The 25,269-nt window shown below is 63.7% G+C and carries 27 protein-coding genes; 7 read left to right on the top strand and 20 right to left on the bottom strand.

Features of this window, described 5'->3' with window-relative positions:
* Window positions 1-125: 125 nt before the first annotated feature.
* Together ACM42_RS24800 and ACM42_RS24795 are read right to left on the bottom strand one after the other, a co-directional pair.
* Entirely contained in the window at window positions 126-668 is a 543-nt protein-coding gene (locus ACM42_RS24800) for a hypothetical protein (RefSeq protein ID WP_271530720.1), read from the bottom strand.
* A gap of 165 nt (window positions 669-833) precedes the next feature.
* On the bottom strand, window positions 834-2,456 hold the full coding sequence (locus ACM42_RS24795; protein WP_271530359.1) for a peptide chain release factor 3: 1,623 nt from the start codon (window positions 2,454-2,456) through the stop codon (window positions 834-836).
* 157 nt (window positions 2,457-2,613) lie between these two features.
* Between ACM42_RS24795 and sugE the strand changes: the two genes are divergently transcribed.
* Window positions 2,614-2,928, top strand: a complete 315-nt coding sequence (gene sugE, locus ACM42_RS24790; protein ID WP_271530358.1) for a quaternary ammonium compound efflux SMR transporter SugE — start codon at window positions 2,614-2,616, stop codon at window positions 2,926-2,928.
* On the opposite strand, the gene ACM42_RS24785 is transcribed toward sugE, so the two are convergent.
* From ACM42_RS24785 to ACM42_RS24755, 7 genes are all read right to left on the bottom strand, one after another.
* The gene (locus ACM42_RS24785) at window positions 2,921-3,928 is read right to left on the bottom strand and encodes an inorganic phosphate transporter (RefSeq protein ID WP_271530357.1); all 1,008 of its coding nucleotides are present in this window, start codon (window positions 3,926-3,928) and stop codon (window positions 2,921-2,923) included. The two genes, sugE and ACM42_RS24785, sit on opposite strands and share 8 nt — an antisense overlap.
* 12 nt (window positions 3,929-3,940) lie before the next feature.
* On the bottom strand, window positions 3,941-4,585 hold the full coding sequence (locus ACM42_RS24780) for a DUF47 domain-containing protein (RefSeq protein ID WP_028178030.1): 645 nt from the start codon (window positions 4,583-4,585) through the stop codon (window positions 3,941-3,943).
* A 156-nt stretch (window positions 4,586-4,741) separates the two neighbouring features.
* Window positions 4,742-5,710, bottom strand: coding sequence for a branched-chain amino acid ABC transporter permease (locus tag ACM42_RS24775; RefSeq protein ID WP_271530356.1), 969 nt, complete (start codon window positions 5,708-5,710; stop codon window positions 4,742-4,744).
* A gap of 1 nt (window position 5,711) precedes the next feature.
* Window positions 5,712-6,575 (bottom strand): branched-chain amino acid ABC transporter permease, encoded by an 864-nt coding sequence (locus tag ACM42_RS24770; RefSeq protein WP_028178028.1) that lies wholly within the window; start codon window positions 6,573-6,575, stop codon window positions 5,712-5,714.
* A gap of 72 nt (window positions 6,576-6,647) precedes the next feature.
* Window positions 6,648-7,871: an ABC transporter substrate-binding protein gene (locus ACM42_RS24765; RefSeq protein WP_271530355.1), complete on the bottom strand. Its 1,224-nt coding sequence runs from the start codon at window positions 7,869-7,871 to the stop codon at window positions 6,648-6,650.
* A 113-nt stretch (window positions 7,872-7,984) separates the two neighbouring features.
* Entirely contained in the window at window positions 7,985-8,731 is a 747-nt protein-coding gene (locus ACM42_RS24760) for an ABC transporter ATP-binding protein (protein WP_028178026.1), read from the bottom strand.
* Window positions 8,724-9,479, bottom strand: a complete 756-nt coding sequence (locus ACM42_RS24755; RefSeq protein ID WP_008551999.1) for an ABC transporter ATP-binding protein — start codon at window positions 9,477-9,479, stop codon at window positions 8,724-8,726. The genes ACM42_RS24760 and ACM42_RS24755 overlap by 8 nt, the downstream gene beginning before the upstream one ends.
* Before the next feature lie 309 nt (window positions 9,480-9,788).
* Between ACM42_RS24755 and ACM42_RS24750 the strand changes: the two genes are divergently transcribed.
* Window positions 9,789-10,469, top strand: a complete 681-nt coding sequence (locus tag ACM42_RS24750; protein ID WP_271530354.1) for a hypothetical protein — start codon at window positions 9,789-9,791, stop codon at window positions 10,467-10,469.
* Between the two features lie 3 nt (window positions 10,470-10,472).
* On the opposite strand, the gene ACM42_RS24745 is transcribed toward ACM42_RS24750, so the two are convergent.
* Window positions 10,473-10,832, bottom strand: coding sequence for an ArsC family reductase (locus tag ACM42_RS24745; RefSeq protein ID WP_271530353.1), 360 nt, complete (start codon window positions 10,830-10,832; stop codon window positions 10,473-10,475).
* Between the two features lie 104 nt (window positions 10,833-10,936).
* On the opposite strand from ACM42_RS24745, the gene ACM42_RS24740 reads away from it, so the two are divergent.
* Window positions 10,937-11,308, top strand: coding sequence for a tRNA-binding protein (locus ACM42_RS24740; protein WP_271530352.1), 372 nt, complete (start codon window positions 10,937-10,939; stop codon window positions 11,306-11,308).
* A gap of 108 nt (window positions 11,309-11,416) precedes the next feature.
* On the opposite strand, the gene ACM42_RS24735 is transcribed toward ACM42_RS24740, so the two are convergent.
* The 3 genes from ACM42_RS24735 to ACM42_RS24725 all read right to left on the bottom strand — a co-directional run bounded on the left by ACM42_RS24735 (window position 11,417) and on the right by ACM42_RS24725 (window position 13,405).
* On the bottom strand, window positions 11,417-12,121 hold the full coding sequence (locus ACM42_RS24735; protein WP_271530351.1) for a glutathione S-transferase family protein: 705 nt from the start codon (window positions 12,119-12,121) through the stop codon (window positions 11,417-11,419).
* A 313-nt stretch (window positions 12,122-12,434) separates the two neighbouring features.
* Window positions 12,435-12,743: a hypothetical protein gene (locus tag ACM42_RS24730; RefSeq protein WP_271530350.1), complete on the bottom strand. Its 309-nt coding sequence runs from the start codon at window positions 12,741-12,743 to the stop codon at window positions 12,435-12,437.
* On the bottom strand, window positions 12,740-13,405 hold the full coding sequence (locus tag ACM42_RS24725) for a DUF429 domain-containing protein (RefSeq protein ID WP_271530719.1): 666 nt from the start codon (window positions 13,403-13,405) through the stop codon (window positions 12,740-12,742). The genes ACM42_RS24730 and ACM42_RS24725 overlap by 4 nt, the downstream gene beginning before the upstream one ends.
* Before the next feature lie 546 nt (window positions 13,406-13,951).
* Here ACM42_RS24725 and ACM42_RS24720 point away from each other — a divergent pair.
* Entirely contained in the window at window positions 13,952-15,292 is a 1,341-nt protein-coding gene (locus tag ACM42_RS24720) for an RtcB family protein (RefSeq protein ID WP_271530349.1), read from the top strand.
* A gap of 83 nt (window positions 15,293-15,375) precedes the next feature.
* Here the strand turns inward: ACM42_RS24720 and ACM42_RS24715 are convergent, their stop codons facing one another.
* From ACM42_RS24715 to ACM42_RS24700, 4 genes are all read right to left on the bottom strand, one after another.
* The gene (locus ACM42_RS24715) at window positions 15,376-16,563 is read right to left on the bottom strand and encodes a serine hydrolase domain-containing protein (protein ID WP_271530348.1); all 1,188 of its coding nucleotides are present in this window, start codon (window positions 16,561-16,563) and stop codon (window positions 15,376-15,378) included.
* 73 nt (window positions 16,564-16,636) lie between these two features.
* Window positions 16,637-17,329 carry a GNAT family N-acetyltransferase gene (locus tag ACM42_RS24710; protein WP_271530347.1) on the bottom strand — a complete coding sequence of 231 codons (693 nt, stop codon included), beginning with the start codon at window positions 17,327-17,329 and terminating at the stop codon, window positions 16,637-16,639.
* 4 nt (window positions 17,330-17,333) lie between these two features.
* A complete protein-coding gene (locus tag ACM42_RS24705; protein ID WP_271530346.1) occupies window positions 17,334-17,681 on the bottom strand; it encodes a Lin0512 family protein in 348 nt (115 codons plus the stop codon).
* A gap of 145 nt (window positions 17,682-17,826) precedes the next feature.
* Window positions 17,827-19,491: an acetolactate synthase large subunit gene (locus ACM42_RS24700; protein ID WP_271530345.1), complete on the bottom strand. Its 1,665-nt coding sequence runs from the start codon at window positions 19,489-19,491 to the stop codon at window positions 17,827-17,829.
* Window positions 19,492-19,652: 161 nt separating this feature from the next.
* Here ACM42_RS24700 and ACM42_RS24695 point away from each other — a divergent pair, with 161 nt between their 5' ends.
* Both ACM42_RS24695 and ACM42_RS24690 read left to right on the top strand, forming a co-directional pair.
* Window positions 19,653-20,525 carry a bifunctional helix-turn-helix transcriptional regulator/GNAT family N-acetyltransferase gene (locus ACM42_RS24695; protein ID WP_271530344.1) on the top strand — a complete coding sequence of 291 codons (873 nt, stop codon included), beginning with the start codon at window positions 19,653-19,655 and terminating at the stop codon, window positions 20,523-20,525.
* Between the two features lie 55 nt (window positions 20,526-20,580).
* Window positions 20,581-20,967 carry an ester cyclase gene (locus ACM42_RS24690; RefSeq protein WP_271530343.1) on the top strand — a complete coding sequence of 129 codons (387 nt, stop codon included), beginning with the start codon at window positions 20,581-20,583 and terminating at the stop codon, window positions 20,965-20,967.
* A gap of 21 nt (window positions 20,968-20,988) precedes the next feature.
* On the opposite strand, the gene ACM42_RS24685 is transcribed toward ACM42_RS24690, so the two are convergent.
* From ACM42_RS24685 to ACM42_RS24675, 3 genes are all read right to left on the bottom strand, one after another.
* Window positions 20,989-22,209, bottom strand: coding sequence for an MFS transporter (locus tag ACM42_RS24685; RefSeq protein WP_271530342.1), 1,221 nt, complete (start codon window positions 22,207-22,209; stop codon window positions 20,989-20,991).
* A 453-nt stretch (window positions 22,210-22,662) separates the two neighbouring features.
* Window positions 22,663-23,646 carry an NAD(P)H-quinone oxidoreductase gene (locus ACM42_RS24680; RefSeq protein ID WP_271530341.1) on the bottom strand — a complete coding sequence of 328 codons (984 nt, stop codon included), beginning with the start codon at window positions 23,644-23,646 and terminating at the stop codon, window positions 22,663-22,665.
* Window positions 23,643-24,194 (bottom strand): hypothetical protein, encoded by a 552-nt coding sequence (locus ACM42_RS24675; RefSeq protein WP_271530340.1) that lies wholly within the window; start codon window positions 24,192-24,194, stop codon window positions 23,643-23,645. Before ACM42_RS24675 ends, ACM42_RS24680 begins: the two co-directional genes overlap by 4 nt.
* A gap of 123 nt (window positions 24,195-24,317) precedes the next feature.
* Here ACM42_RS24675 and ACM42_RS24670 point away from each other — a divergent pair, with 123 nt between their 5' ends.
* On the top strand, window positions 24,318-25,235 hold the full coding sequence (locus ACM42_RS24670; protein WP_271530339.1) for a LysR family transcriptional regulator: 918 nt from the start codon (window positions 24,318-24,320) through the stop codon (window positions 25,233-25,235).
* The last annotated feature ends 34 nt before the right edge of the window (window positions 25,236-25,269 follow it).

The raw sequence follows: 25,269 nt of genomic DNA, 5'->3' as shown, positions 1-25,269 counted from the left end.
CTCCCCTTTTGGCCACAGCCCCCACCTCTGAGGTATCATCGATTGGCCGCCGCTCGCAACTCGTGTCCCTCATGGTGAGAGCCGCGAAAGTGCCGTGTCGATGAGGGATGGAGGAGTCCTCGCGGTTACTTGCCCAGCTCGCGATTGTCGACATAGCGGATCGCGATCGGCCTGCCCGCCAGCGCGCCGCCAAAGCCGCTGGTGAATTTCAGCGGCAGGCAGGCCTTCAACGATGCGTTGATGGCATTGAGATAGGTCGCGCGGGTGTCGGCGGGGACGCCCGCGGTCGCAAATGTCATGCGCGGCGGGCCGATCAGACCGCCCGATCGGTTGAGGCTGAACCGCACCGACATCTGCATGCCCGCCCGCGCATGGTCAGCGGGGGGAGGTGACCAACACGAACGCAATTCAGCGAAGAGGTCGCCGATCGTATCAAGTTCATGATCGGGCCGCCGGTACTTCGCAATGTCGGCTTGCGATGGAACGCTCTCGACCGTGAGCTGGAGAGTCTCGCCGAATGGAAATGGAATTTCGGTGATGCAAGGTCCCTGAAAAGGCCCGCCGCAAGGCTCATACGAGAACGGCTCCTCTTCGAGAGGGCGGCGCCACGCATCGGCCGATGCCGGCAGGATTGTCACAAGGAGGAGTACAAGGAGAGAGCGCCACATGACCACGAAACCACAGTACCCATCCCGATGGAAAGTGGCACTGGCCGCGCGCGTATCAAGCCTGCGCTCGTTCACATACGCGTTCAAATCCGCTCTTGGATGCCCGGGTCAAGCCGGGGCATGACAGCGGAGGGTATGGCTGCACAGCGGAGGGACGTGGCTACCCTACCCCTTCTTCTTGACGTCCTTGACGTTGCTGAACTCGATGCCCTCGGCGCGCTCCCTGGTATAGCCGAGATAGAATTCGTTCCGGGCGAGATACACGGGATCGCCGTCGACGTCGTCGGCGATGCTGGAGGTGTTGGCGGCGATGAAGGTGTCGAGCTTCTTGCGGTCCTCCGAGGAGACCCAGCGCGCCAGCTGAAATTCGCTGACCTCGAATTCGACCGGCAGCGAATATTCCGCCTCGAGCCGCGCCTTCAGCACGTCGAGCTGGAGCGCACCGACCACACCGACCAGCGCCGGCGCGCCGTCACGCGGGCGGAATACCTGCACCACGCCCTCTTCCGACATCTGCTGCAGCGCTTCCTTCAGCTTCTTCGCCTTCATCGCGTCGGTGAGACGGACGCGGCGGACGATTTCCGGAGCGAAGCTCGGCACGCCGACGAAGTTGAAATCTTCCCCTTCCGTCAGCGTATCGCCGATGCGCAGCGTGCCGTGGTTGGGAATGCCGACGACGTCGCCGGCGAAGGCTTCGTCCGCCACGGAGCGATCCTGCGCGAAGAAGAATTGCGGGCTCGACAGCGGCATGCTCTTGCCGGTGCGCACGAGCTTCGCCTTCATGCCGCGGCTGAGTTTGCCGGAGCACAGCCGCGCGAAGGCGATGCGGTCACGGTGGTTCGGATCCATGTTGGCCTGGATCTTGAACACGAAGGCGCTCATGCGCGGATCGGTGGCCTCGACCTTGCGCTGGTCGCTGTCCTGCGCACGCGGCTCGGGCGCGAACTTGCCGAGGCCTTCCAGGAGGTCGCCGACGCCGAAATTGCGCAGCGCGCTACCGAAATAAACCGGCGTCAGATGACCTTCGCGGAACGCCTCGAGCTCGAACGGCTTTGATGCCGCCGTGACAAGCTCGAGCTCGTCCTTCACGGCAGCGACGTCGAGATTGGCGTTGAGCTTGGCCAGCTCCTCAATCTCGATCTGCTGCGCCGCACCGGTCTTGGCGCCGCCGCCTTCGAGCAGGCGCACGCCGCCATTGACGACGTCATAGGTACCGAGGAAGTCGCGGCCGCGGCCGACCGGCCAAGTCATCGGCGTGGTGTCGAGCGCCAGCGTCTTCTCGATCTCGTCGAGCAGCTCGAAAACGTCGCGGCTCTCGCGGTCCATCTTGTTGATGAAGGTAATGATCGGAATGTCGCGCAGGCGACACACCTCGAACAGCTTCCGGGTGCGCGCCTCGATGCCCTTGGCGGCGTCGATCACCATCACGGCGGAATCGACCGCGGTGAGCGTGCGATAGGTGTCTTCCGAAAAGTCCTCGTGGCCCGGCGTGTCCAGGAGGTTGAACACGAGGCCTTCGAACTCGAAGGTCATCACCGAGGTCACGACCGAGATGCCGCGTTCGCGCTCGATCTTCATCCAGTCGGAACGCGTATTGCGGCGCTCGCCCTTGGCCTTGACCTGGCCAGCGAGATTGATGGCGCCGCCGAACAGCAGCAGCTTCTCGGTCAGAGTGGTCTTGCCGGCGTCAGGGTGGGAGATGATCGCAAAGGTCCGCCGCCGCGCCACTTCGGCGGCAAGCGGGGAACGGGCCGGCGATTCGGCTGTGGTGATGGCGATGTCGGACATGGCGGGAGCGTGTGGCAGGGAAAACGGGCCTGATCAAGCCTCATTTGGTGATTGCGGAGCCATTCGGCCAGCCCCATATCGGCTTTCGGGAAGGACGGCCTTCCGTTTCTCAGCACCTCAGCCGCGGGGACGACCCTGCCTTGAATGGAGGGTCGTCATGGCCTGGAGCATCCTGTTCGTCGCCGGTCTTCTCGAGATCACCTGGGCGATTGGCCTGAAATACACTGAGGGTTTTACCAGGCTTGTGCCGTCGGTGATCACCCTGGCGGCCATGGCCGGCAGCGTCATCCTGCTTGGACTTGCGCTCAAATCGCTCCCGGTCGGAACCGCCTATGCGGTCTGGACCGGCATCGGCGCGGTGGGCACTGCGACGCTCGGCATCGTCCTGTTCGGCGAGCCGGCAACGGCCTTACGCCTTGCCAGCATCGCCCTGATCGTCGCCGGGATTGCCGGACTGAAGCTCGTCACTTGACGAAGATCTCGACCAGCCACCAGGTCAGCGCCGCGACGATGGCCGAGGCCGGGATCGTGATCACCCAGGCATAGACGATCGAGCTTGCGACGTTCCAGCGCACCGCCGAGACGCGGCGGGCGGCGCCGACGCCGACGATGGCACCGGTGATGGTGTGGGTGGTCGAGACGGGAACTCCGAGATAGGTCGCCATGAACAGGGTCGCGGCGCCCCCCGTTTCGGCGCAAAAGCCCTGCATAGGCGTCAATTTCGTGATGCGCAGGCCCATGGTGCGGACGATGCGCCAGCCGCCCATCAGCGTGCCAAGCGCCATCGCCGCCTGGCAGGACAGAACCACCCAGAACGGCACCGAGAACTCGCCGCCGAGATGACCCTGCGAATACAGCAGCACCGCGATGATGCCCATGGTCTTCTGCGCGTCGTTGCCGCCATGGCCGAGCGAATAGAGCGAGGCGGAGGCGAATTGCAGGATGCGAAAGGCGCGATCGACCGCGAACGGCGTCGAGCGCACCGAGGCCCAGGACACGATCGCCACCAGCATCGTTGCGAGCAGGAAGCCGACCAGCGGCGACAGCACGATTGCCAGCACCGTCTTGGACAGGCCGCTCCATACCGCGGCCGAAATCCCCGCCTTGGCCATACCGCCGCCGACGAGGCCGCCGATCAACGCGTGCGACGACGAGGACGGGATGCCGAGCGCCCAGGTCACGAGGTTCCAGACGATCGCGCCGACGAGCGCTGCGAAGATCACCTGGGCGTCGACGACCGCGGGATCGATGATGCCGGTGCCGATGGTCTGCGCGACGTGCAGTCCGAACACCATGAAGGCGATGAAATTGAAGAAGGCGGCCCAGAACACCGCGAATTGCGGCCGCAGCACGCGGGTCGAGACGATGGTCGCGATCGAATTGGCGGCGTCGTGCAGGCCGTTCAGGAAGTCGAACAGCAGCGCGACGGCGATCAAGCCGACCAGGATGGGAAGACCCAACGCGGCATCCACGGCGGCCCTGCCCTACACTTGCTCGATGACGATGCTGTTGATCTCGTTCGCGACGTCGTCGAAGCGATCAGCCACTTTTTCGAGGTGGTCGTAGATCTCGACGCCGACGATGAAGTCCATGGCATTGCCGTCGCGATGCTTCAGGAACAGCTCCTTCATGCCGATGTCGTGGAGATCGTCGACCCGGCCCTCCAGCTTGCCGAGCTCTTCGGTGATGGCGGTCAGCATGGCGACGTTCGGGCCGATCGATTGCATCAGCGGCAGCGCACGCCCGACCAGATTGGCGCATTCGATCAGGAGCCCGCCGATCTCGCGCATGGGAGGCTCGAAAGTGCGGACCTCGAACAGCATGACCGCCTTGGCCGTCTGCTGCATCTGGTCGATGGCATCGTCCAGCGACGTGATGAGGTTCTTGATATCGCCGCGGTCGAACGGGGTGATGAAGGTGCGGCGCACCGCCGTCAGCACCTCACGGGTGATGTTGTCGGCATCGTTCTCGAACTGGTTGACGCGCTGGCAATAGACCGGCGTCTCCTCGCCCCCATTGAGCATGCCCTGGAGCGCGATCGCGCCCTGGATCACCGTCTGGGCGTGCCGGTCGAACAGATCGAAGAACCGTTCTTCCTTGGGCAGGAACGCACGAAACCAACGCATCATGGGAATAGGCTACCGGTTGGAAATGGTCAGGCCCGGAGGGGCTGTCATGAAACTGTCATAGACCATTTTCGATCCGCGCGCGTGTCATCTCACGCCCGCGGAGCCGGATCATCCACCGCTTTCATGCACTAATGAAATTGATGCAAGATCAATCGCTTAGAGTGACCGGCGGAAGTAATGCGCGATTTCACCGATGACGCCGCGGCGGAAGGTGAGCACGCAGATCACGAAGATCGCGCCCTGGATCACCGTCACCCACTGGCCGAAGCCCGCTAGATATTGCTGCATGGCGATGATGACGAAGGCGCCGACCACGGGACCGAAAATGGTCCCGAGACCACCGACCAGCGTCATCAGCACGACCTCGCCCGACATCGACCAGTGCACGTCGGTGAGCGAGGCGTTTTGCGCCACGAACACTTTCAGCGCACCGGCAAAGCCGGCAAGCGTGCCCGACAGGACGAAGGCCAGGAACTTGTACTGGTCGGTGCGGTAGCCGAGCGAGATCGCCCGCGGCTCGTTCTCGCGGATCGCCTTCAGCACCTCGCCGAACGGCGAGTTGATGATGCGGAAGATCAGGAGGAAGCCGGCAAGGAAGCCCACCAGCACGACGTAATAGAGCACCGTCGGCTTGGAGAGATCGAAGATGCCGAACATGGGCCCCTGCGGGATGCCCTGGATACCGTCCTCGCCGTGGGTGAATGGAGCCTGGAGATAGATGAAGTACAGAAGCTGCGACAGCGCCAGCGTGATCATCGAGAAATAGATGCCCTGGCGGCGGATCGAGATGTAGCCGGTGATGATCGAGAGCACGAACGCCGCAGCGATGCCGACGAGGATGCCGAGCTCCGGCGGCAGCGCCCACACCTTCAGCGCATGCGCGCTGCAATAGCCCGCCGTGCCCAGGAACATCGCGTGGCCGAAGGACAGCAGGCCGCCGTAGCCGATCAGCAGATTGAAGGCGCAGGCGAGCAGCGCAAAGCACAGCGCCTGCATCACGAAGAAGGGATAGACGCCGGTGAACGGCACGGCCGCCAGCAGCAGCGCCATCAGCACGAACACGATCATCTCGTCGCGCATCGCGCGAGGGGTCACCGGCAGCGTGTCGTCCGTCAGGGTTGTCATCTCAGGCCGCCCTTCCCGTCAATCCCGTTGGCTTCACCAAGAGCACCAGCACCATCAGCACGAACACGACGGTGTTGGAGGCCTCGGGGTAGAAATACTTGGTCAGGCCCTCGATCACACCGAGCGCGAAGCCGGTGATGATGGAGCCCATGATCGATCCCATGCCGCCGATCACGACCACCGCGAACACCACGATGATGAGGTCGGCGCCCATCAGCGGCCGCACCTGGTTGATCGGCGCCGAGAGCACGCCGGCGAGCGCGGCAAGGCCGACGCCGAGACCGTAGGTCAGCGTGATCATGCGCGGCACGTTGATGCCGAAGGCGCGCACCAGCGTCGGATTTTCGGTGGCGGCGCGCAGGTAGGCGCCGAGCTGCGTCTTCTCGATCAGGAACCAGGTCGCAAGGCACACCACCAGCGAGAACACGACGACCCAGCCGCGATAGACGGGTAAGAACATGAAGCCGAGATTCATGCCGCCCTTGAGCTGATCCGGAATGGCGTAAGGCAGGCCGGAGGAGCCGAAATAGTTCTGGAACACGCCCTGCACGATCAGCGCGATGCCGAAGGTCAGCAGCAGGCCGTAGAGATGATCGAGCCCGGTCAGCCATTGCAGCATGGTCCGTTCCAGGATCATGCCGAAGATGCCGACGATGATGGGCGCGAGCAGCAATGCCCACCAGTAGTTGATCCCGCCGAGGTTCAGCAGGAAATAGGCGACGAAGGCGCCCATCATGTAGAGCGCGCCATGGGCGAAATTGATGATGTTGAGCATGCCGAAGATCACGGCAAGCCCGAGACTGAGCAGCGCGTAGAACGAGCCGTTGATCAGTCCCACCAGTAGCTGAGCGTATAGAGCCTGCATCGATCCCGCACCCGGTCCCTTCGGCGTTCCCTGAAAGTCGCCCGCAGGCCTCGAGGCCTGCGGGCCGTTATCTTACTTCTTCAACAGCGCGCACTTGCTCTCGGACAGCGGCGTGAAAGCCTGGTCGCCCGGCACCGTGCCGACCAGCTTGTAGAAGTCCCATGGCCCCTTGGACTCCGAGGGCTTCTTGACCTCGAACAGATAGGCGTTGTGGATGGTGCGGCCGTTGGGCTGGATCTCGCCCTTACCGAACAGGTCGTCCTCGGTCGGCATCGACTTCATCTTCTCAACGATCTTGACGCCGTCATGAGGATTGCCGCCGAGCGCTTCGAGGGCCTTGAGATAGTGGCGCACGCCGGCATAGACCCCGGCCTGCACCATGGTGGGCGGGGCATTGTTCTTCATCTTCTCGGCGAAGCGCTTGGAGAACGCCCGGGTCTTGTCGTTCATGTCCCAGTAGAACGTCTCGGTGAAATTGAGTCCCTGCGCCGTCTCGAGGCCGATAGCCTTGACGTCGGTGAGGAAGAGCAAGAGCGCCGCGAGCTTCTGGCCGCCCTTGCCGATGCCGAACTCGGCCGCCTGCTTGATCGTGTTGGTGGTGTCGCCGCCGGCATTGGCGAGGCCGATGATCTTGGCCTTGGAGGCCTGCGCCTGGAGCAGGAAGGAGGAGAAGTCCGGCGTGTTGAGCGGGTGCTTGACGCCGCCGAGCACCTTGCCACCGTTGGCCGTGACGACCGCGCTGGTATCTCGCTCGAGCGCCGCACCGAAGGCGTAGTCCGCGGTCAGGAAGAACCAGGTGTCGCCACCGGCCTTCACCAGCGCCTGGCCGGTGGTATGGGCCAGCATGTAGGTGTCGTAGGTCCAATGCACGGTGTTGGGCGAGCACTGCGCGTTGCTGAGGTCGGAGGTCGCCGCACCCGAATTGATGTAGACGCCGTTCTTTTCCTTGATCACGTTGTTGACGGCGAGCGCCACGCCCGAGTTCGGCACGTCGACGATGACGTCGACCTTGTCGACGTCGAACCACTGCCGCGCGATCGCGGTGCCGATATCGGGCTTGTTCTGGTGATCGCCGGAGATCACGTCGATCTTCCAGCCCTTCGCGGCGAGGCCGGAATCCTCGACCGCCATCTGCGCGGCGAGCGTCGAGCCGGGGCCGCCGAGGTCGGCGTAGAGCCCGGACTGATCGGACAGCGCGCCGATCTTGACCGTCTTGTCCTGCGCCAACGCGACGCCTGTTGCGGCGAAGGTGAGCGCGGTGGTCAGCAGCAATGACGCAATCGACCTGGTCTTCATGCAACTTTCCTTTTTGAATTTTCTCGTTGGCAGTTCTTCAACTCGAGCACGATCTCTTCGGAAAACCGCGACGCACTTTGCGCTGACGCGGCCCTCTGGATCCCGATCATGCTCTAGACGCCCAAATAGGTGTGCAGCTTGTCCATGTTGGCGGCAAGCTCCGAGTTGGAGAATCCGTCAATGATCTTGCCGTGCTCGACCACGTAGTAGCGGTCGGCGACGGTGGATGCGAAGCGGAAGTTCTGCTCGACCAGGAGGATCGTGAAGCCCTCCTTCTTGAGCCGCGCAATGGTGTGACCGATCTGCTGGATGATGACGGGCGCAAGGCCCTCGGTCGGCTCGTCCAGCATCAGGAAGCTCGCGCCGGTGCGCAGGATGCGCGCGATCGCGAGCATCTGCTGCTCGCCGCCCGACAGCTTGGTGCCCTGGCTGCCCAGCCGCTCCTTCAGGTTCGGAAACAGATCGAAGATCTGGTCGAGCGGCAGTCCGCCCTCGCGGACGACCGGCGGCAACATCAAGTTCTCCCGCACGTCGAGGCTGGCGAATATGCCCCGCTCTTCCGGGCAGAACGCGATGCCCATCCGCGCGATCCTGTCGGAGGTTGCGCGGATGATCTCCTGGTTGTTGAACTTCACCGAGCCGGAGCGCTTGCCGATGATGCCCATGATCGACTTCAGCGTGGTCGTCTTGCCGGCGCCGTTACGCCCGAGCAAGGTGACGACCTCGCCCGCGTTCACGTCGAAGTTGATCCCGTGCAGGATGTGGGACTCGCCGTACCAGGCTTCGAGGTTGCGGACTTGAAGGATGGGTCCGCCGGTCGCAGCCCTGGCCGGGGCCTCGGCGATCGCAGTGTCAGGCATGACCGGCTCCCAGATATGCTTCCTTGACGCGCTCGTCCTTGGTGAGCTCGGAGTAATGGCCCTGCGCGAGCACCTGCCCGCGCGTCAGCACGGTGATGATGTCGGAGAGATTGGCCACGACGCTCAAATTATGCTCGACCATGAGGATGGTGTATTTCGCCGAAATGCGCTTGATCAGCGCCGCGATCTTGTCGATGTCCTCGTGGCCCATGCCGGCCATCGGCTCGTCGAGCAGCATCATCTCTGGGTCGAGCGCGAGCGTCGTTGCTATCTCAAGTGCGCGCTTGCGCCCATAGGGCATCTCGACCGCGGGCGTGTTTGCAAACTCGCTGAGGCCGACATCGTTGAGCAACTCGCGCGCGCGATCGTTGAAGCGATTGAGAACGGACTTGGAGCGCCAGAAATCGAACGAAGAGCCGTGCTGGCGCTGAAGCGCGACACGGACATTCTCCAGCGCGGTGAGATGCGGAAATACCGCCGAAATCTGGAACGAACGCACAAGACCCATGCGGGCCACGTCGGCCGGCGCCATCGCCGTGATGTCCTGCCCCTTGTAGAGGATCTTTCCGGCTGACGGTTTGAGGAACTTGGTCAAAAGATTAAAGCAGGTCGTCTTGCCGGCCCCGTTCGGGCCGATCAACGCGTGAATGCTCCCACGGCGAACCTTGAGCGCAACGTCGCGGACGGCGAAGAAGCCCGCAAACTCCTTGGTCAAGCCTTCCGTTTCGAGAATGAACTCATCGGCCAAACAGATTTCCCCCTGCCCGCGCGAGGCGCGTGGCTGTCCTTGTTGCTTCGGCTGTCCGGAGGACTTGGAGCCCACCCGGGGCGCCGCCTCCGGGCGCGGAATATGCCGGAGGTGACGGGGGTTAGGCAAGGCAGAAAGCTGAGCAGATCAGGCCTCTGGCTGGGATACAAATGCTCCCTTAGTCGGAGATGTCTGGATGTCGTGCCTGCCCGGCCTCCCGGTTCGCAAGGCACCGGCCATCAAGCCGTCGTTAACGGTCTTTCGTTCCGTGCGCCAGCCTTCATCGAAAATTTTCCCACAGGCTGGATCATGCGCGCGTCTTCACGTGCGGAGAATATTGCTTTGGATTTTGCAAACGCCGCTCCCTCCGTCGTCAAATCGATCCGGCAACGCGATCTCCTGAACACGTGGCTGCGACTTTATGCGCGCCAGCAGATCGCGCCGGCGATCTGGGAGTATCAGCCCGCGCGACTCGAGGAAGAGCTCTCGGATCTCATCTACTATACGGTCGAATTTTCGACGCCGACGCCGCGCCTCGTCATCCAGAGCGAAGGCACGCGCATCTCGCGTGCCTATGGACATACCGGCAAGGGCGTCCTGCTCGATGATTATGTCGGGCCGCGGCTCGCCCCGTTCGTGATACCGATATATCATGAATGCGTCGCGCGCGGGCTGCCCGTCTACAGCGTCGCCAATGTCGAGGACATCTACGGGCGCATCGTCGCCTATGAACGGCTGCTGCTGCCCTTCCAGACCGACGGCAAGGTCTGTCATGTCATCGCGTCGATCAAGACGTTCTGCGAGGACGGCGGCTTCGAGATCAAGAACCTGATGCGCGGAAATGACGCGCTGCCGCGTCCAAAGCTACGCGCTGTGATCGATCGGGAGTTGTTTCATCGCGCCCCTGCCCGCATCGCGCCCGCCGAGACGGTCGAGTTCTCCGACCAGCCGGGGCCCGGCATCACCGCCGAGACCATCGAGCTGAACTAGCGGTCAGCGCGCTTTGGCGCCGACCTCCTTGGCATAGATATCCGGCTTGAAGCCGACCAGCAGCTTGCTGCCGATTTCCAGCACCGGTCGCTTGATCATCGATGGTTGCGCTAGCATCAATGCCAACGCCTTTTTCTCGCTCAAGCCTTCCTTGTCGGAGTCCGGGAGCTTCTTGAAGGTCGTCCCGGCGCGATTGAGCAGCGTCTCCCAGCCGACCTTGTCGCTCCACTGCTTGAGCTTGTCCTTCTCCACGCCCGCCGCCTTGTAGTCGTGAAACTCGTAAGGCACGCCATGAGCATCGAGCCAGGCGCGGGCCTTCTTCATGGTGTCGCAGTTCTTGATGCCGTAGATGATGTTGGACAAGACGTTTCCTCGCGCATGCGTGATGCTTCGGTTGCGGCGTTGTACGAAACTCCGGTTCGCGCGACAATATTGCGGACCACCCCAACTCTCCGAGCGGACATCCCATGCACGTTACCCACGATCCCGCAGCTGCCGCCTCACCGACCATCGACTTCAACAGCTTCCTCGCAGTCGATGTTCGTGTCGGCACCATCGTCGACGCCAAGCCGTTTCCGGAGGCGCGCAAGCCGGCTTGGCGGCTGTGGATCGATTTCGGCCCTGCCATCGGCGTGCGCAAGAGCTCGGCCCAGATCACCGAAAACCACCCGCTCGAGACCCTCGTGGGGCAACAGGTCGCGGCCGTCGTCAATTTCCCGCCGCGCCAGATCGGCCCGGTCGTCTCCGAGGTGCTGACGCTCGGCTTCCCCGATGCAGAGGGCAAGGTCGTGCTGGTGCAGCCGAGCAAGCCTGTGCCGAACGGCGGCCGGCTGTTCTAACGAAGGACTAAAGCGCGATGCGATTAGGATGAATCGTCATCGCGCTTTAGGTTGTTGTTTAAGCATGATCTTTTCGGAAAACCGCTACGCACTTTTCCGGATCATGCTTTAGGGCCGCTGCGGAATGTTCAGCCCGCGCTGCACCGCCGGACGAGCCAGCCCGCGTTCGAGCCAGCCGCCGACCGCCTTGAACTGGCTGAACGCCACGAGATCGCCGGCGCCGTAGAACCCGATGAGATTCCGCACCCAGCCGAGCATGGAGATGTCGGCGATGGTGTAGTCGTCATCCATGAACCACCGCCGGCCGGAAAGCTGCGTCTCCATCACGCCGAGCAGGCGTTTGGACTCATTGACGTAACGCTCCAGCGGCCGCTTGTCCTCGAAATCCTTGCCGGCGAATTTGTGGAAGAAGCCGACCTGGCCGAACATCGGCCCGATGCCGCCCATCTGAAAGTGCACCCACTGGATGGTCTGGTAGCGTCGCGCGGCGTCCTCCGGCAGAAGCTTGCCGGACTTCTCCGCGAGGTATTGCAGGATCGCTCCGGACTCGAACAGCGGCAGCGGCCTGCCCCCGGGACCGTTGGGATCGAGGATCGCCGGGATCTTGCCGTTCGGATTGAGGGAGAGAAACTCCGGCGTCTTCTGATCGTCCTTGCCGAAATCGACCAGGTGGACTTCGTAGGGAAGTCCGATCTCCTCCAGCATGATCGAGACCTTGACGCCGTTCGGCGTGGGCAAGGAATAAAGCTGGAGCAGTTCGGGATGTTTGGCCGGCCAACGTTTGGTGATGGGAAAGGCGGACAGATCGGACATCGGGACCTTTGGTGCATGGACTGAGCCGTGCTCAATCTAGGCGAGGCGCCGTGCGGCGCAAGTCACACTTCATCCCGACGAACCTGCGCTTATGGCGGCAGCGTCGCCCTCACCACGATCGGGGTCATTGCCTCATGCTGCAGTCGATGCTCGATGAACCGTTCACCCGTGATCAAAAGCAGGGCCGTAAAGGCGATCGCGAGCATCGCAGTCGCCAATTGGCACACGTCGCACATGGCATTTTGTCCCTCAACAGCCTATGGCGTAAAACGTCGGCTCCGGCGCCACGTTCCGGGGCGACATGAAAATGTTGCTATTTTTTCCCGGATTTTGCTGCGAAGACGTCGCGCTGTTCCGGCAGCGCGCGGAGGGACCGATGTCCCCCCTCGAGCGTTGTCGCTGGATGAACGTCGAGAAACGCGCCCTGCTCGATCACGCTGAACGCTGTCGCCGCGTCGCGGACGATCTCGCGCACAGCGAAGCTGCGCAACGGTTGCGAGCGATGGCCGATGAGTACCAAGCGAGAGCAACAAGACTGAACGACGAGGGCGTCTCCTCGAATCCAAGCCGCAATAGTCGCGGTCACTTCGAAAACAATGGCGATCGAGAGGGCTGACTTCAAAAATTGATCTCCATCCGCAATCCGCGCAGATCGATCTCCTCTCCGCCGACACGTTGCGTACTGTCGCGTGCCGCGACCGCGCAGGCGCACGCATCGATGAGATCGTCGCGGCCGATGCCGGTGCCGTGGCGAAGCGTTAGCCATCGTTCGATCCTGGTGAAGCCCCGGTCTCTCAGCAGGGCGATGCGCTGCTCGCGGCCTCGCAGCGACGTCTTCGGTTCAAGCCGGATCCGGCCTGCGAGATTCCAGAAGATCAATTCCGGATGCGCTTCCCCCACCATCGCCTGCCGCTCCGGCGTCATGAGATCGTCGACCTCCTTGAGCTTGTCCCTGATATTCCAGAGCTGCGCCGATACTCCCCTGCCCTTGCCTTCATGCGTCCAATAGAAACGGTTGGCCGCCGCCATGTCGGGAAAGCTCCAGAGGTCTCTGCGCGCGCCAAGAAACACGGCAGGGCCGATCAGCTCGCGCGCACGCAGATCGCACGCGCGATAGCCGCCTAGACTCAAGCCGATCGGCATGTCGATCATCGCACGCGCATGCGGCAGCGCGAGCAGGCGCGTCAGGCCCGGCGAGTAGTCGAAGCCATGATCGCCACGCTCATCGATCCAGGCAGCGACCCAGCCGAAGCGAAATCCATCGAGGCCGAGATAGATTGGCACATCGTTCGCTGACCCCATGCAATTTCACACGCGCCTTTACTTGACATCCGCAGGTTGCGGACGTATGTCCCGCGGCCTCGCGAGCACTTCCATTCGCGACAGACACCATGAACCGAGCAATGCCGTATCGCTACGAAATCCTAGTCTGCACTTCGAATGGCTTCCAGCCAATCGATGGTACACGCCCGGCTCATGGGAGCGATCCTGCCTGACGGCAAGATCGACAGTCCGCTTCTCTCACGGACCCTCCCGAGCCTGCCGCTCCGGAGGGTTTTTTGTTGTCCGCGATGCGACCCGTTCGAACATCCCGGCAATGGCCGGAACGGGAGACCCGGATCCGGGGCTCGCGCTCGAAAGGCGCGTGCCTTCGACGGCTTCTCCGACGCCTTGGTCGCGTGGATCGCGACCTCGGAAACGGCGTTGAGCCGATGCGCAACGACAACAGCCCCGGACGCAGGGCATCGCGCCCGGGGCCAGCGAAATCTCTGAGATAACCCGCGCGCATCTGCAACGGTGCGCGCGGGAGGTGATGCAGGAACCAAGACCATGCGACGATCCGATCCCTACATGGAACGCGCCCGCGAGCTCTGCCTCGCCGCCGGTGTCGATCCCGACTCGCGCGTCGGCGAAGGACGCTGCCTCCCGGCCTGGTGCCTGTATAAGGACGCCGCGCGCAAGGAGCATCTCACGCGCGAGACCGATGCCGTCGCGGGCGAGATCGCGAACCTGCGCCCGCAGGAGGCCCGCTTCCAGAATGCGCCGCTGAAGGTGTTCGGCCCGCACGAGGACGCGACGATCGCGCAGATGCGCAACTGCATGGCGGTCGGCAACGTCGTGTCAGGCGTGATCTGCGCCGACGGCCATCTCGGCTACGCCCAGCCGGTCGGCGGCGTCATCGCCTATGAGAAGCAGATCAGCATCTCCGGCGTCGGCTTCGACATCGGCTGCGGCAACATGGCGGCAAAGCTCGATACGCGCTTCGACGACATCGCGGGCCTCGTGCCCACGATCATCCGCGACGTCGCCAAGACGATCTCGTTCGGCGTCGGCCGCGCCAACGCCGAGCGGGCCGAGCATGCGCTGTTCGACGACGGCGATGCCTGGCGCGAGAGCGACATGGAGGCCTACCGTCAGAAGGCGGTGAGCCAGCTCGGCACGGTCGGATCGGGCAACCACTATGTCGATCTGATGCGCGACGAGGAAGGATTCGTCTGGATCGGCGTCCATTTCGGAAGCCGGGGTCTCGGGCACACTTCCGCGACGCGCTACCTCAAGGCCGCCGGCGGCAAGGACGGCATGAACGTTCCGCCTGCCGTGGTCGACGAGGAGTCCGAGCTCGGCCGCCGCTACATCGCGGCGATGCAGCTCGCCGGGCGTTACGCCTATGCGGGCCGCGAATGGGTCGTCGAGCGCGTCCGCCAGATCATCGGCGGCAGCGTGACCGAGAGCGTGCACAACCACCACAACTATGCCTGGCTTGAGACCCACGACGGCAAGGATTTGTGGGTGGTGCGCAAGGGCGCGACGCCGGCGTTTCCTGGCCAGAAGGGATTCGTCGGCGGCTCAATGGGCGACGACGCCGTCATCCTCGAGGGCGTCGACAGTCCGGAAACCAGGGCCTCGCTCTACTCGACCGTGCACGGCGCCGGCCGCCTGTTCGGACGAAGGGCGGCGAAGCGGCGCTTCTCGCGCGAGGAGATGGACCGCTGGCTGAACGAGCGCGGCGTCACCTTGATCGGTGCCGACCTCGACGAGAGTCCGATGGCCTATCGCCGCCTGCCGGAGGTGCTTGCCCAGCACGCCGGCACCGTGCGGGTACTGCACACGCTGCGGCCGTTCGCCGTCGCCATGGCGGGCGAAGTCGAGTTCGACCCGTGGAAGGACTGACGACAGCATCGCTAGCGGGAGGCAACGCCTTCTGCTCGCTTTGCCTTTCGCGGCAGAGCTCGATGACCGGACCGCGTTTCGCGTCAGCCCGCGCCGACCGCCTGATAGGCCAGGCGCTTGAACTCGAAGAAGAACGGATTCCAGAAGCCCATGTAGCGCTGCGTCATCAGCACGCCGGCAGTATTGGCCTCAGGGCAAATCCACCAATGGGTGCCGGCAAGGCCACCCCACTGGAATTCGCCGATCGAGTTCGGAGGATCGAACGGTGTCGGCGCGAAGCTGACGGCGCCGCCGAGACCGAAACCCTTGCCGGGAATCGGGCCGAGATTGGCGAAGCGGATGGTCTGGCCTCCGGGCAGTTGGTTCGTCATCATCTGCCGCAGCGTGTCCGGCTTCAGCAGCGTATCCGAACCGGGCAGCAGCGCGCGGACCAGCGCCAGCATGTCGGGCAAGGTCGAGACCAGGCCGCCGCCGCCCGACAGCCGCGGCAATTGCCGCCGATAGGCTTGCGGATAAGGCAGATGGTCCGCCCGGGTGAGGCCGGGCTTCATGGGATCGAGCACATCAGCGCCATTGTAGAGCGCAACCAGCCTGCCTTGCTGCGCCTCGGGAACGTGGAAGCCCGTATCGGTCATGCCGAGCGGATCGAAGATGCGCAACTTCAGAAAGACATCGAGCGCCTGACCGGAGACGACCTCCACGACACGGCCGAGCACGTCGGTCGCCACCGAATATTCCCAGGCCGTACCAGGGTGATAGGACAGCGGCAGATCGGCCAGCTGGTCGACCATGTCGGCGAGCGGCGTCAGCGGATTGAGCACGCGCGCCTCGTTGTAGCCTTTGAACAGCACCGTGCCGGGATCGAAGATGCCGTAGCTGAGACCGGAGGTATGGGTCAGGAGCTGGCGGATCGTGATCGGGCTCCTCGCCGGCTCGGCGTCCGACAGACTTGCCGCACCCTGCTTGAGAACCTTGCGATTGCCGAGCTGCGGCAGGAATTTCTCGATCGCATCATCGAGCCCGATGCGGCCTTCCTCCACCAGCAGCATGATCGCGCAGGTGACGAAGATCTTGGTGTTGGAAAACGCGCGGAAGATATGGTCGGGCCGCAGCGTCGTGTTCGCCTCGCGGTCGGCAAAGCCGACGCATTGCTGGTCGACCACCTCTCGCCCGCGCAGAACTACCCAGGATGCGCCCGGAATGATCTCCTGATCGACATAGCGCTGCATCGCCGTCCGCGCGGCGGAAAAATCTGTCGTTCTGGCGTCCATGTGTTTCCCCCAAATTTTGGTTGGGATCGATATAGCGCGAATTCGGCGGATATGAAGCCCCGCCGAGAAACGCTCATCCCTGCTTCATCAGCGCGGTGACATGCAGGCGACGCCGAATCCGCATTCCCTGCCGCTGGTACAACGCAATCGCAGACGTATTGCTCGAAAACACGTGCAGGAACGGAATCTCGCCGCGCGCCTCGATCCGGCGCGCGACCGCCGCGAGCAGCGCCTGTGCATAGCCGCGCCCACGATAGTCCGGATGCACGCAGACGGCCGTCATCTCGACGAACTTTCCCGGCTTCATCCGCTCCCCCGTCATCGCAACCAATTCCCCGCCGGAGCGAATGCCGAGGAACGTGCCGAGCTCATGGGTACGCAGCGCGAATGGACCGGGCTTCGTCAGTTCGGTCAGCGCCATCATGGCGGGAACGTCGGCAGCAGCCAATGTGACGATCTCGGCATCACGAAGCGAGCTGTCGGCCGGCGAGCCGATCATCTGCTCCCCGGTATCCGCGAGCACCACCTTGAAGCCGGCGGGAACTTCGACCGGCTCCGGCGTGAACAGCGCGGCGACCTGAGTGCCGGATAGCAAATCTCCCAGCGCGGCAAAGCTTGCGGCGGACATGTCGATCATGTCGGCAAAGGGCGTCATGTCCACGGGGTAACGCAGCGCCCGCGGACCACCCTCAGCCAAGTGCTTCTGGCTGGTCGTCAGCGCGCTCCAGATCGGACGATCCAGCAGCGCCTCATCGCTGTCGGACATCGGCCTAGTCCTTGTCGAAGCTGACGATGACGGCGGCATTGGCGATGAGAATGGGGTCGTTGGCCACTTCCGTGGCCGAGGGGATCTCCAGCCCGCCCTTGACCGCAGTCACGGTCACCGTGCCGTAAGGCAGCTCCCTGGCGACGGCTTCCTTGTCCACGCTTTCCGGATTGGGCACGCCGATCGTGACATCGACGAACATGTCGTTAGCGGTCTTGTCGATCATCCGGAAGAAGCCGAGGCTCGAATGCCTGATGGCATCCGACACGGCGCGCTTGGCCGCCTTGGTGGCGTCCCTGCCGTGAACGTCGACGCCCATGCCCATCTCGGTGACACAACGAACGCGGGTCATTTTCTATTCCTGTGGTTGGTTGAGTGACTGGAAGTGTCGGCGATCGGGACGCACGGCACAAGTACGGTTGCTCTCTCGTGTCCCGGCTCTGCGGCGCACCGCCGAAGAGGCGCTGCGCCGCGTCCGGGACACGAGACCGTAGTTTTCACGCCTTCGATTTCTCATGCGCCCGCAGCTCGTCGACGAGCACCCGCACGTTCTCCGAATAGTCGATCGGGATCGAGACGAGGTGCACGCCGCCCTCCTTGAATGCCGCCTCCAGAGTCGGGCCAAAGCCGTCGATGCTCTCGATCCGATGCCCTTTCGCCCCGTAAGCCCTCGCGTAGAGGACGAAGTCGGGATTGCCGAAGGTCATGCCGTAATCGGCGAAATGATCGACGGCCTGCTTCCAGCGGATCATGCCGTAGGCGTTGTCCTCCAGCACCAGCACGACGAGATTGAGCTTGAGACGGACCGCGGTCTCCATTTCCTGGCTGTTCATCATGAAGCCGCCGTCGCCGGCGACCGCAAGCACGCGGCACTCGGGATAGAGCATCGCGGCCATCATCGCCGACGGCAGGCCGGCACCCATGGTCGCCAGCGCGTTGTCGAGCAGGAGCGTGTTGGCGACGCGGGTGCGGTAGTTGCGCGCGAACCAGATCTTGTACATGCCGTTGTCGAGTGCGACGATGCCGTTCTCCGGGATCACCTGGCGGACGTCGTGCACGATGCGCTGCGGCGTCGGCGGCCAGCGCGCCTCGGTGGCGCGATCGGCGATATGCCCCAGGATCTCTTCGCGCAACGGGAGCAGTGCCGCGGCCTGCGGCAGCTTGCCTTCCAGCCGATCCGCCAGCAGCTCCAGGCTCGGACCAACGTCCCCGACGACCTCGGCATCGGGGAAATAGACTTGCTCGACGCTCGCCGGCGTGTAGCTGACGTGAATGACCTTCGGGCCTGTAGAGCCCATGATGAAAGGCGGCTTCTCGATGGGATCGTGGCCGATGGCGACGATCAGGTCGGCGGCGTCGATCGCGTCGTGAACGTAATCCCGCTCGGACAACGCGGCAGTGCCCATGTAGAGGTTGGTGCCGCCGGGCACGGTCCCCTTGCCCATCTGCGTCGTGAAGAACGGAATGCCGGTGCGCCGCACGAAACTCGCGATGCCATGGGTCGACCGCGGCCGGCTGGTCGCAGCGCCCATCATCACCAGCGGACGCCTTGCGGCGACGATCATCTCGGCGGCGCGGTCGAGCGCTGCGCGATGGGCGACCGGGATCTCGATCGGATGGACGGGGACCACCGGGACATCAGGCACCTCGTCACCCGCGATGTCCTCGGGCAATTCGAGGTGCACCGGTCCAGGACGCTCCTCCATCGCCGCGCGGAAGGCATCGCGCACCACGGTCGGAATGCTGGAGGCACTGACGATCTGCCGCGACAGCTTCGTCAGCGGCTTCATGGTCGCGACCACGTCCACGATCTGGAAACGCGCCTGCCGGCTGCTCATGATCGGTTTCTGGCCGGTGATCAGGATCATCGGCATGGCACCGAGATGCGCATAGGCGGCCCCGGTCGACAGGTTGAGAGCACCGGGGCCGAGCGTCGACAGACAAACGCCGGGCTTGCCGGTCAGCCGCCCATGCGTGGCGGCCATGAAGGCCGCGGCCTGCTCGTGGCGGGTCAGGATCAGCTCGATCCTGGAGGCGCGCAGCGATTCGACCAGATCGAGATTCTCCTCGCCGGGAATGCCGAAGATGCGATCGACACCTTCGTTTTCGAGCGCCGCGACAAACAGGTCCGATCCCTTCACCTTGCGTTCCTGCCCGCTCATGTTGTCTCCGCTTGTTGTAGACCCAAACTCCCCGAGTGGGCGCATGGTAGCGGCTCGCGGCATGGGAACAACTCACAATGAGGCGCGCTACCGCACAACCGCAAGCTCGATCGGCTCTCGCTCGATTGACAGGCCGTGATACCTGACTAAAGTCAGACATTATGCTCGACGCCGTCTCCCGGGTCCGCCGCTTCAACCGCGCCGTCACGTCTGCCGTCGGTGCGCTCGACAATTCGTTCCTCGGGCGCAGCCGGCCGCTTGGGGCGGCGCGGGTGCTCAATGCGGTCGGGCACGGGCGCTCGGACGTGGCGGAAATCCGCGACTATCTCGGTCTCGATTCCGGGTTGATGAGCCGGCTGCTCCGCAGCCTCGAGGACGAAGGGCTGATCGAAACCACCGCGCGCGAAGACGATGCCCGCCGGCGCATGGCAACGCTCACGCGGGCGGGCCGTCGCGAGTTCGCGGCCTATGAGGCGCTGTCGAACGCGCAGGCCGAAGGCTTCCTCGCGCAACATTCGCAGCGCGAGGCGCTGCTGGCGGCGATGGACCTGATCGCCTCCGCACTGACGCGCGAGCGCATCACGCTGGACGAGATGGATCCGCGATGCGAGGAAGCGCGCTACTGCCTCGGCGAATACTATGCCGAGCTCGGCCGCCGCTTCAGCCAAGGCTTCGACGTCTCGCTGTCGCGCGATCCCGATGCCAAGGACATGCGCCGCCCGCGCGGCACCTTCATCGTCGCGATGTCGGACAGGCTGCCGATCGGCTGCGTAGGTTTGAAGGGAACCGATCACGGCTATGCCGAGATCAAGCGGCTGTGGGTGGCGCCTGCCGCGCGCGGATTGCGGCTCGGCCGCCGCCTGATGGATGTGGCCGAGAGCGCGGCGCGGGAACTCGGCATCACGCTGCTGCGGCTCGACACCAACAGCGCGCTGCCCGAAGCCGGTCAGCTCTATCGCAGCACGGGCTGGCGCGAGATCCCCCGCTTCAACGACGATCCCTATCCGGACCTGTTCTTCGAGAAGCGCCTCTGAGCTGGACCGGTTCGCGATCCTCGTGCGTTGTGATCGAAGCCGCTGGAACTTCGCCATGACGAGAGACGACCTTGCCGCAATCTACAGAGACTACATCGCCTGCCTGAACCGGCGGGACTGGCCGGCGCTCGGACATTTCGTGCATGAGAAAGTCGTCCACAACGCGCGGCCCCTTGGGCTGGCCGGTTATCGCGCGATGCTGGAGCGGGACGTTCGGGAGATCCCGGATCTGCAGTTCCACGTCGAGATGCTGATCTCCGATCCTCCCCGTATCGCGGCCCGACTGCAGTTTGATTGCACGCCAGCCGAGACATTCCTGGGTGTTGCGGTCAATGGAAAGCGCGTGGCCTTCTGCGAGAACGTGTTCTACGAATTTCAAGACCGAAAGATCCGGCAGGTCTGGTCGGCAATCGACAAGGCCGCGATCGAGGCGCAGCTCTGACGCCGCGCCTCGATCCGGAGCTCACGCCGCCGCAGGCGCCACCTCCCCTTGCGGCTTTGCGAAGGGGCGGAACGTCATCGCCATCAGGAAGGCACCCAGGCCCATCGCCCAGGAGGCGATGTAGAGCCAGGCATAGCTCGAGAAGGCGTCATAGATCAGGCCTCCGGCGAGCGGGCCGGTCGCCATGCCGAGGCTGCCGGCCATCGCGGTGCCGCCGATCACCGTGCCCATCATCTTGAGCGGGAAGTTCTCGCGGATGAGCACGGCGTAGAGCGGCATGGTGCCGGCATAGATGAAGCCGAAGATGGCGCCGACCGCATAGAACGTCGTGAGCTGATGCGCGAAGACATAGGCGAGCGCACCGAAGGCCTGCAGCAGGAGGCCCGAGACCAGCACGCGCTTGGCGCCGAAGCGGTCGCCCATCAGGCCGAAGGCGATGCGTCCGCCGAGGCCGGCAAACCCCTCGATGCTGTAGATCGTCACCGCCGCGACCAGCGGGATGCCGCAGCTCACGGCATAGCTGACGGTGTGGATGATCGGGCCGGAATGGGTCGCGCAGCAGAAGAAGTTGGTGGCAAGCAGAATGAGGAATTGCGGCGAGCGCAACGCTTCGCCCATCGACATCTCGCCTTGGGCAGCGCCCTCGCCCGCCGGTGCGGCCACGGCATGCGCCAGCGCCGGCGGACGGCGAACCAGGAACGAGACCGGGATCATGATGGCGCCGACCACGAGCGCGACGATCTGCATCGAGGTCCGCCAGTCGTGGCCGGAGACGAGCCAGGCTGCCAGCGGCGACATCGTCATCGGCGCAATGCCCATGCCGGCGGAAACCAGCGACACCGCGAGGCTGCGATTTGTGTCGAACCAGCCGGTGACGGTCGCCATCATCGGCGCGAAGATCGCTGCACAGGAGGCGCCAACCAGGAGGCCGAAAACGACCTGGAACACGAGGAGCGAGGTCGCGTGGCTCGCCGCGAACAGGCTGAGCGCCAGCACCATCGATCCCGTCAGCACCACCGGCAGCGGCCCGAACCTGTCCGACGCCGTGCCCCAGGCCATGCTGGTGAAAGCCATCGCCAGAAAGCCGATCGTCATTGCGCTGGAGATGCCCGTCACCGACCAGCCGGTGTCCTTTGCGATCGGCTGCAGGAACACCGGCAGCGAAAACATGCCGCCGATCGCGACGCAGCCGAGCAGGCCGCCGGCGGCGACGATCACCCAGCGATAGTTGGAAGAAGTCATTTCGGTCTCCCGTCAGGTCTGTCCGGGTGGAAGACGAAGGAGAACGGCGCGGACCGACAACGCTCACGGCATTTTTGCCGCACGCTCATGTGACCCGCCGACAAAAAGTCGAAAAACAACCCCATGCACAGTAGCCGACCATTGTGGAATCAATGACTTACGGGGTCCGTCATTTGCCATGCTGGATGGCGAGTTGACCTGTCGGGCAAAACACCGGCACAATGTCATCATCCCGCCAATCGACAGCATCGCAGCACAGAGGCCACCGCCAGCCTGGGCTTACCGCATCGCCGCGCTCGGTCAAGCCTCGAACACTGCCTTGACGTCGTCCTCGGTGATCGATCGAGGTCGGCTCGCGCTTGCCCGGCTATCTCACGACATGCTCCGACCCGACATGATCAGCGCGAATTCAGACGGTCGGTTCATGCACAAGCACGATACCCCTGCCCGCGCTCAATCCATCGCCAAGATAACCTTTCCAAATCCTCCGCCGCGCTCCACGCTGCGATGGGCATCGGCGGCGCGTACCAGCGGAAACACCTGGTCGACCAGCGGTTTCAGCCCACCCGACTCAAACAGCGGCAAAAACCCTTCGGAGAAACGACGGACCATCGCCCGCTTCTCGTCCACGCCTCGCGATTTCATGACGGTGCCCACCAATCGCAAGTGGTTGTGTAGCAGCAGGTTGAGCGGAATCGAGGAGGCGTGCTGGCCGCTCAAAATGCCGACTTGAACCAGGGTCCCGCCAGGCCGAAGGCTGCGAAGGTTGCGCGGCAGGTAATCGCCGCCGACGAAATCGATCACGGCGTCCGCGCCGCGACGATCGGTAAGCCTTGCGACGACGCTTTCGAAATCATCGGCACGATAGTCGATCACAGCGGCGGCGCCGATGCTGCCGACATCCGCCAACCGCGAAGCGCTCGCCGTTGCGTAGACGGTGGCGCCCAGCGCATGGGCGACCTGCACGCAGGCAGAGCCCACTCCGCCAGCGCCACCGTGAACTAGAACGGTTTGACCTTGCCCGACGCCTGCAACATGTGAGACCGCTTCGACGGCTGTCACAAATGATTCCATGATTGCCGCACCCTCGACGAATGAGACATTGCCTGGAATGCTGATCGCCATGCGACGGTCGACCCGGGCGAATTCGGCATACGCCCCCCCGCCGACGATCGCCATCACACGCTGCCCGATCGAGGCTTCGTCGACTTCGCTGCCGACGCCAACGACTTCACCGGCCAGCTCGAGGCCAAGCAGGGCGCTCTCGCCAAAGCTCTGATTGCCGTAGGCGCCGTTTCGCTGGAGAATATCTGCGCGGTTGACGCCTGCCGCCTTCACACGCACCAGCAGATCCTGGGGACGAACCTCCGGCCTCGGCACTTCGGCCAGGCGGAGAACCTCCGCCGGACCGAAGCCATCATAGACGACGCCTTTCATTTTGCCTGCTCCCGTGTATGGGCCTTGGCGCGCCGCGCGATGCTGGCGGCGAACAACGGCGTCTCGCGGCGATTGTGGTCGCTTCCGGCCGCTTGGCGTGCGTTGGCGGCGTCTTCGAAGGAAATGCCGTGCTTGTCCAGGAATGCCATGAAGACGTCGGTCGGGTGTGCCGTGACTCTGTTCGTATAGCGGGTGCGCCCTTCATCGATAGCTTCGGCCTGAAGCTCCCAGATAACATTGACCTGGGTCCGGCCATTTGTCGTAAACACGTCCGAGATCGAATTCATGCGGCAGTAGGTGTTGCTGGCCACTTCCGCCACATAGTGTTGGATGACCAGCCCGGTGCCGATCTGCTCGACGTTGATCATCATGCGGCGCCCGTCGTCTGTGGTGCTGACGCCGGCCGCAATGTGATCAGGCGGGCAGCAGCGCAGATATTCGGCTTCGGAGAGCGTGAACAGCCATTCGGCGATGTCCACTCGGTCGAGCGGTACATCAATTACCGCGGTATAGGCCGATTGCGACAGGATGCGATCGAGAGCCTTCATGATAATCTCCTTTCATTCAAGGGCTTAGGCCGGTAAGGCCCGCCTTCGAGGGAGGAGATACGGCTTTTGAGAGTCAATGATAATGAACCTTAGGCACGAAACCCTTTTGCGAAAGGCGCAAAGATGAAAGACCCGCGGTTTGCGGAACATCTGGCAATCTATGTTGACGTGGTTCGTGGCGGGAGTTTCTCCAGCGCCGCACGTCATCGCGGTGTGACGCCCTCGGCCGTCGTCCGGCAGATCGACGCGCTGGAGCACAGTGTCGGGGTGCCGCTGCTGGTGCGCTCGACCCGCGCGCTCGCGGTGACCGATGCCGGAGAACGACTGTTTGAACGCGCGCAGCGATTGCTCGACGACCTGGCCGACACGCACGCAGAGATCGCCGCTTTCAATGGTGCGGTCGCCGGCGTTCTTCGCCTTGCCTGCTTTCCGACCTTTGGCAAGCGTTACGTGGTCCCTACACTGGAAACGGTCATGCGGAATCATCCCGGCCTCACGGTCGAACTCGATCTCACCGAAAGGCTCGCTGATCCCGTGCTGGAGCGGCTCGATGCCGTGATCCGGATCGGCGAACTTGCCGACAGCACCCTCATCGCGACCAAGCTGGCATCGCAGAACAGAATGCTGGTCGCCACTCCTGCTTATCTCGATCGTCACGGCACACCGACCGAAACGAAAGACCTCACCGGCCATCGGCTGATTGACAAATTGCACGGCGCCGACCTGCTGGGCTGGACGGACGTGCTTGGTCACCCCGCGGGCGTAGCGCCCGGGCCGCAAGCCGTTTTTCGATGCGACGACTTCGAAGCGATGCGGCTCGCGGCACTCGCCGACATCGGCATCGCATTCCTGGCAGACTGGGTCGTCGGGACCGACATACGCGCCGGTTCACTGACACGAATTCCGCTCGACGACGAACGGTGGAATGAGGCGAAGGCCGGCGTCTATCTGTTGCGTGCCCTGGCCCAGCCGTCTGCCAAACTGACGATCCTGACTGCCGCGTTGCGGGATTCCATCGGGTCGCCGCCAGTGTGGGCGTAGTACCGACGCCAATGACATCGTGACCATCCGTGGC

The organism is Bradyrhizobium sp. CCBAU 25338 (assembly GCF_028128965.1).
Lineage (GTDB): Bacteria > Pseudomonadota > Alphaproteobacteria > Rhizobiales > Xanthobacteraceae > Bradyrhizobium > Bradyrhizobium liaoningense.
Note: the sequence above shows the minus strand (reverse complement) of the source record. Positions and strands in the feature narration are given on the sequence as shown.

What these genes read in the sequence shown, in the direction of transcription:
- ACM42_RS24695 (WP_271530344.1), top strand. Translation starts at nt 19,653, where the DNA reads ATGCTCGACGCCGTCTCCCGGGTCCGCCGCTTCAACCGCGCCGTCACG.
- ACM42_RS24735 (WP_271530351.1), bottom strand. Translation starts at nt 12,121, where the DNA reads ATGTCCGATCTGTCCGCCTTTCCCATCACCAAACGTTGGCCGGCCAAA.
- ACM42_RS24705 (WP_271530346.1), bottom strand. Translation starts at nt 17,681, where the DNA reads ATGACCCGCGTTCGTTGTGTCACCGAGATGGGCATGGGCGTCGACGTT.
- sugE (WP_271530358.1), top strand. Translation starts at nt 2,614, where the DNA reads ATGGCCTGGAGCATCCTGTTCGTCGCCGGTCTTCTCGAGATCACCTGG.
- ACM42_RS24710 (WP_271530347.1), bottom strand. Translation starts at nt 17,329, where the DNA reads ATGTCCGACAGCGATGAGGCGCTGCTGGATCGTCCGATCTGGAGCGCG.
- ACM42_RS24765 (WP_271530355.1), bottom strand. Translation starts at nt 7,871, where the DNA reads ATGAAGACCAGGTCGATTGCGTCATTGCTGCTGACCACCGCGCTCACC.
- ACM42_RS24750 (WP_271530354.1), top strand. Translation starts at nt 9,789, where the DNA reads ATGCGCGCGTCTTCACGTGCGGAGAATATTGCTTTGGATTTTGCAAAC.
- ACM42_RS24675 (WP_271530340.1), bottom strand. Translation starts at nt 24,194, where the DNA reads ATGAAGGCTCTCGATCGCATCCTGTCGCAATCGGCCTATACCGCGGTA.
- ACM42_RS24780 (WP_028178030.1), bottom strand. Translation starts at nt 4,585, where the DNA reads ATGATGCGTTGGTTTCGTGCGTTCCTGCCCAAGGAAGAACGGTTCTTC.
- ACM42_RS24680 (WP_271530341.1), bottom strand. Translation starts at nt 23,646, where the DNA reads ATGAAAGGCGTCGTCTATGATGGCTTCGGTCCGGCGGAGGTTCTCCGC.
- ACM42_RS24800 (WP_271530720.1), bottom strand. Translation starts at nt 668, where the DNA reads ATGTGGCGCTCTCTCCTTGTACTCCTCCTTGTGACAATCCTGCCGGCA.
- ACM42_RS24720 (WP_271530349.1), top strand. Translation starts at nt 13,952, where the DNA reads ATGCGACGATCCGATCCCTACATGGAACGCGCCCGCGAGCTCTGCCTC.
- ACM42_RS24740 (WP_271530352.1), top strand. Translation starts at nt 10,937, where the DNA reads ATGCACGTTACCCACGATCCCGCAGCTGCCGCCTCACCGACCATCGAC.
- ACM42_RS24775 (WP_271530356.1), bottom strand. Translation starts at nt 5,710, where the DNA reads ATGACAACCCTGACGGACGACACGCTGCCGGTGACCCCTCGCGCGATG.
- ACM42_RS24700 (WP_271530345.1), bottom strand. Translation starts at nt 19,491, where the DNA reads ATGAGCGGGCAGGAACGCAAGGTGAAGGGATCGGACCTGTTTGTCGCG.
- ACM42_RS24795 (WP_271530359.1), bottom strand. Translation starts at nt 2,456, where the DNA reads ATGTCCGACATCGCCATCACCACAGCCGAATCGCCGGCCCGTTCCCCG.
- ACM42_RS24685 (WP_271530342.1), bottom strand. Translation starts at nt 22,209, where the DNA reads ATGACTTCTTCCAACTATCGCTGGGTGATCGTCGCCGCCGGCGGCCTG.
- ACM42_RS24770 (WP_028178028.1), bottom strand. Translation starts at nt 6,575, where the DNA reads ATGCAGGCTCTATACGCTCAGCTACTGGTGGGACTGATCAACGGCTCG.
- ACM42_RS24690 (WP_271530343.1), top strand. Translation starts at nt 20,581, where the DNA reads ATGACGAGAGACGACCTTGCCGCAATCTACAGAGACTACATCGCCTGC.
- ACM42_RS24715 (WP_271530348.1), bottom strand. Translation starts at nt 16,563, where the DNA reads ATGGACGCCAGAACGACAGATTTTTCCGCCGCGCGGACGGCGATGCAG.
- ACM42_RS24760 (WP_028178026.1), bottom strand. Translation starts at nt 8,731, where the DNA reads ATGCCTGACACTGCGATCGCCGAGGCCCCGGCCAGGGCTGCGACCGGC.
- ACM42_RS24670 (WP_271530339.1), top strand. Translation starts at nt 24,318, where the DNA reads ATGAAAGACCCGCGGTTTGCGGAACATCTGGCAATCTATGTTGACGTG.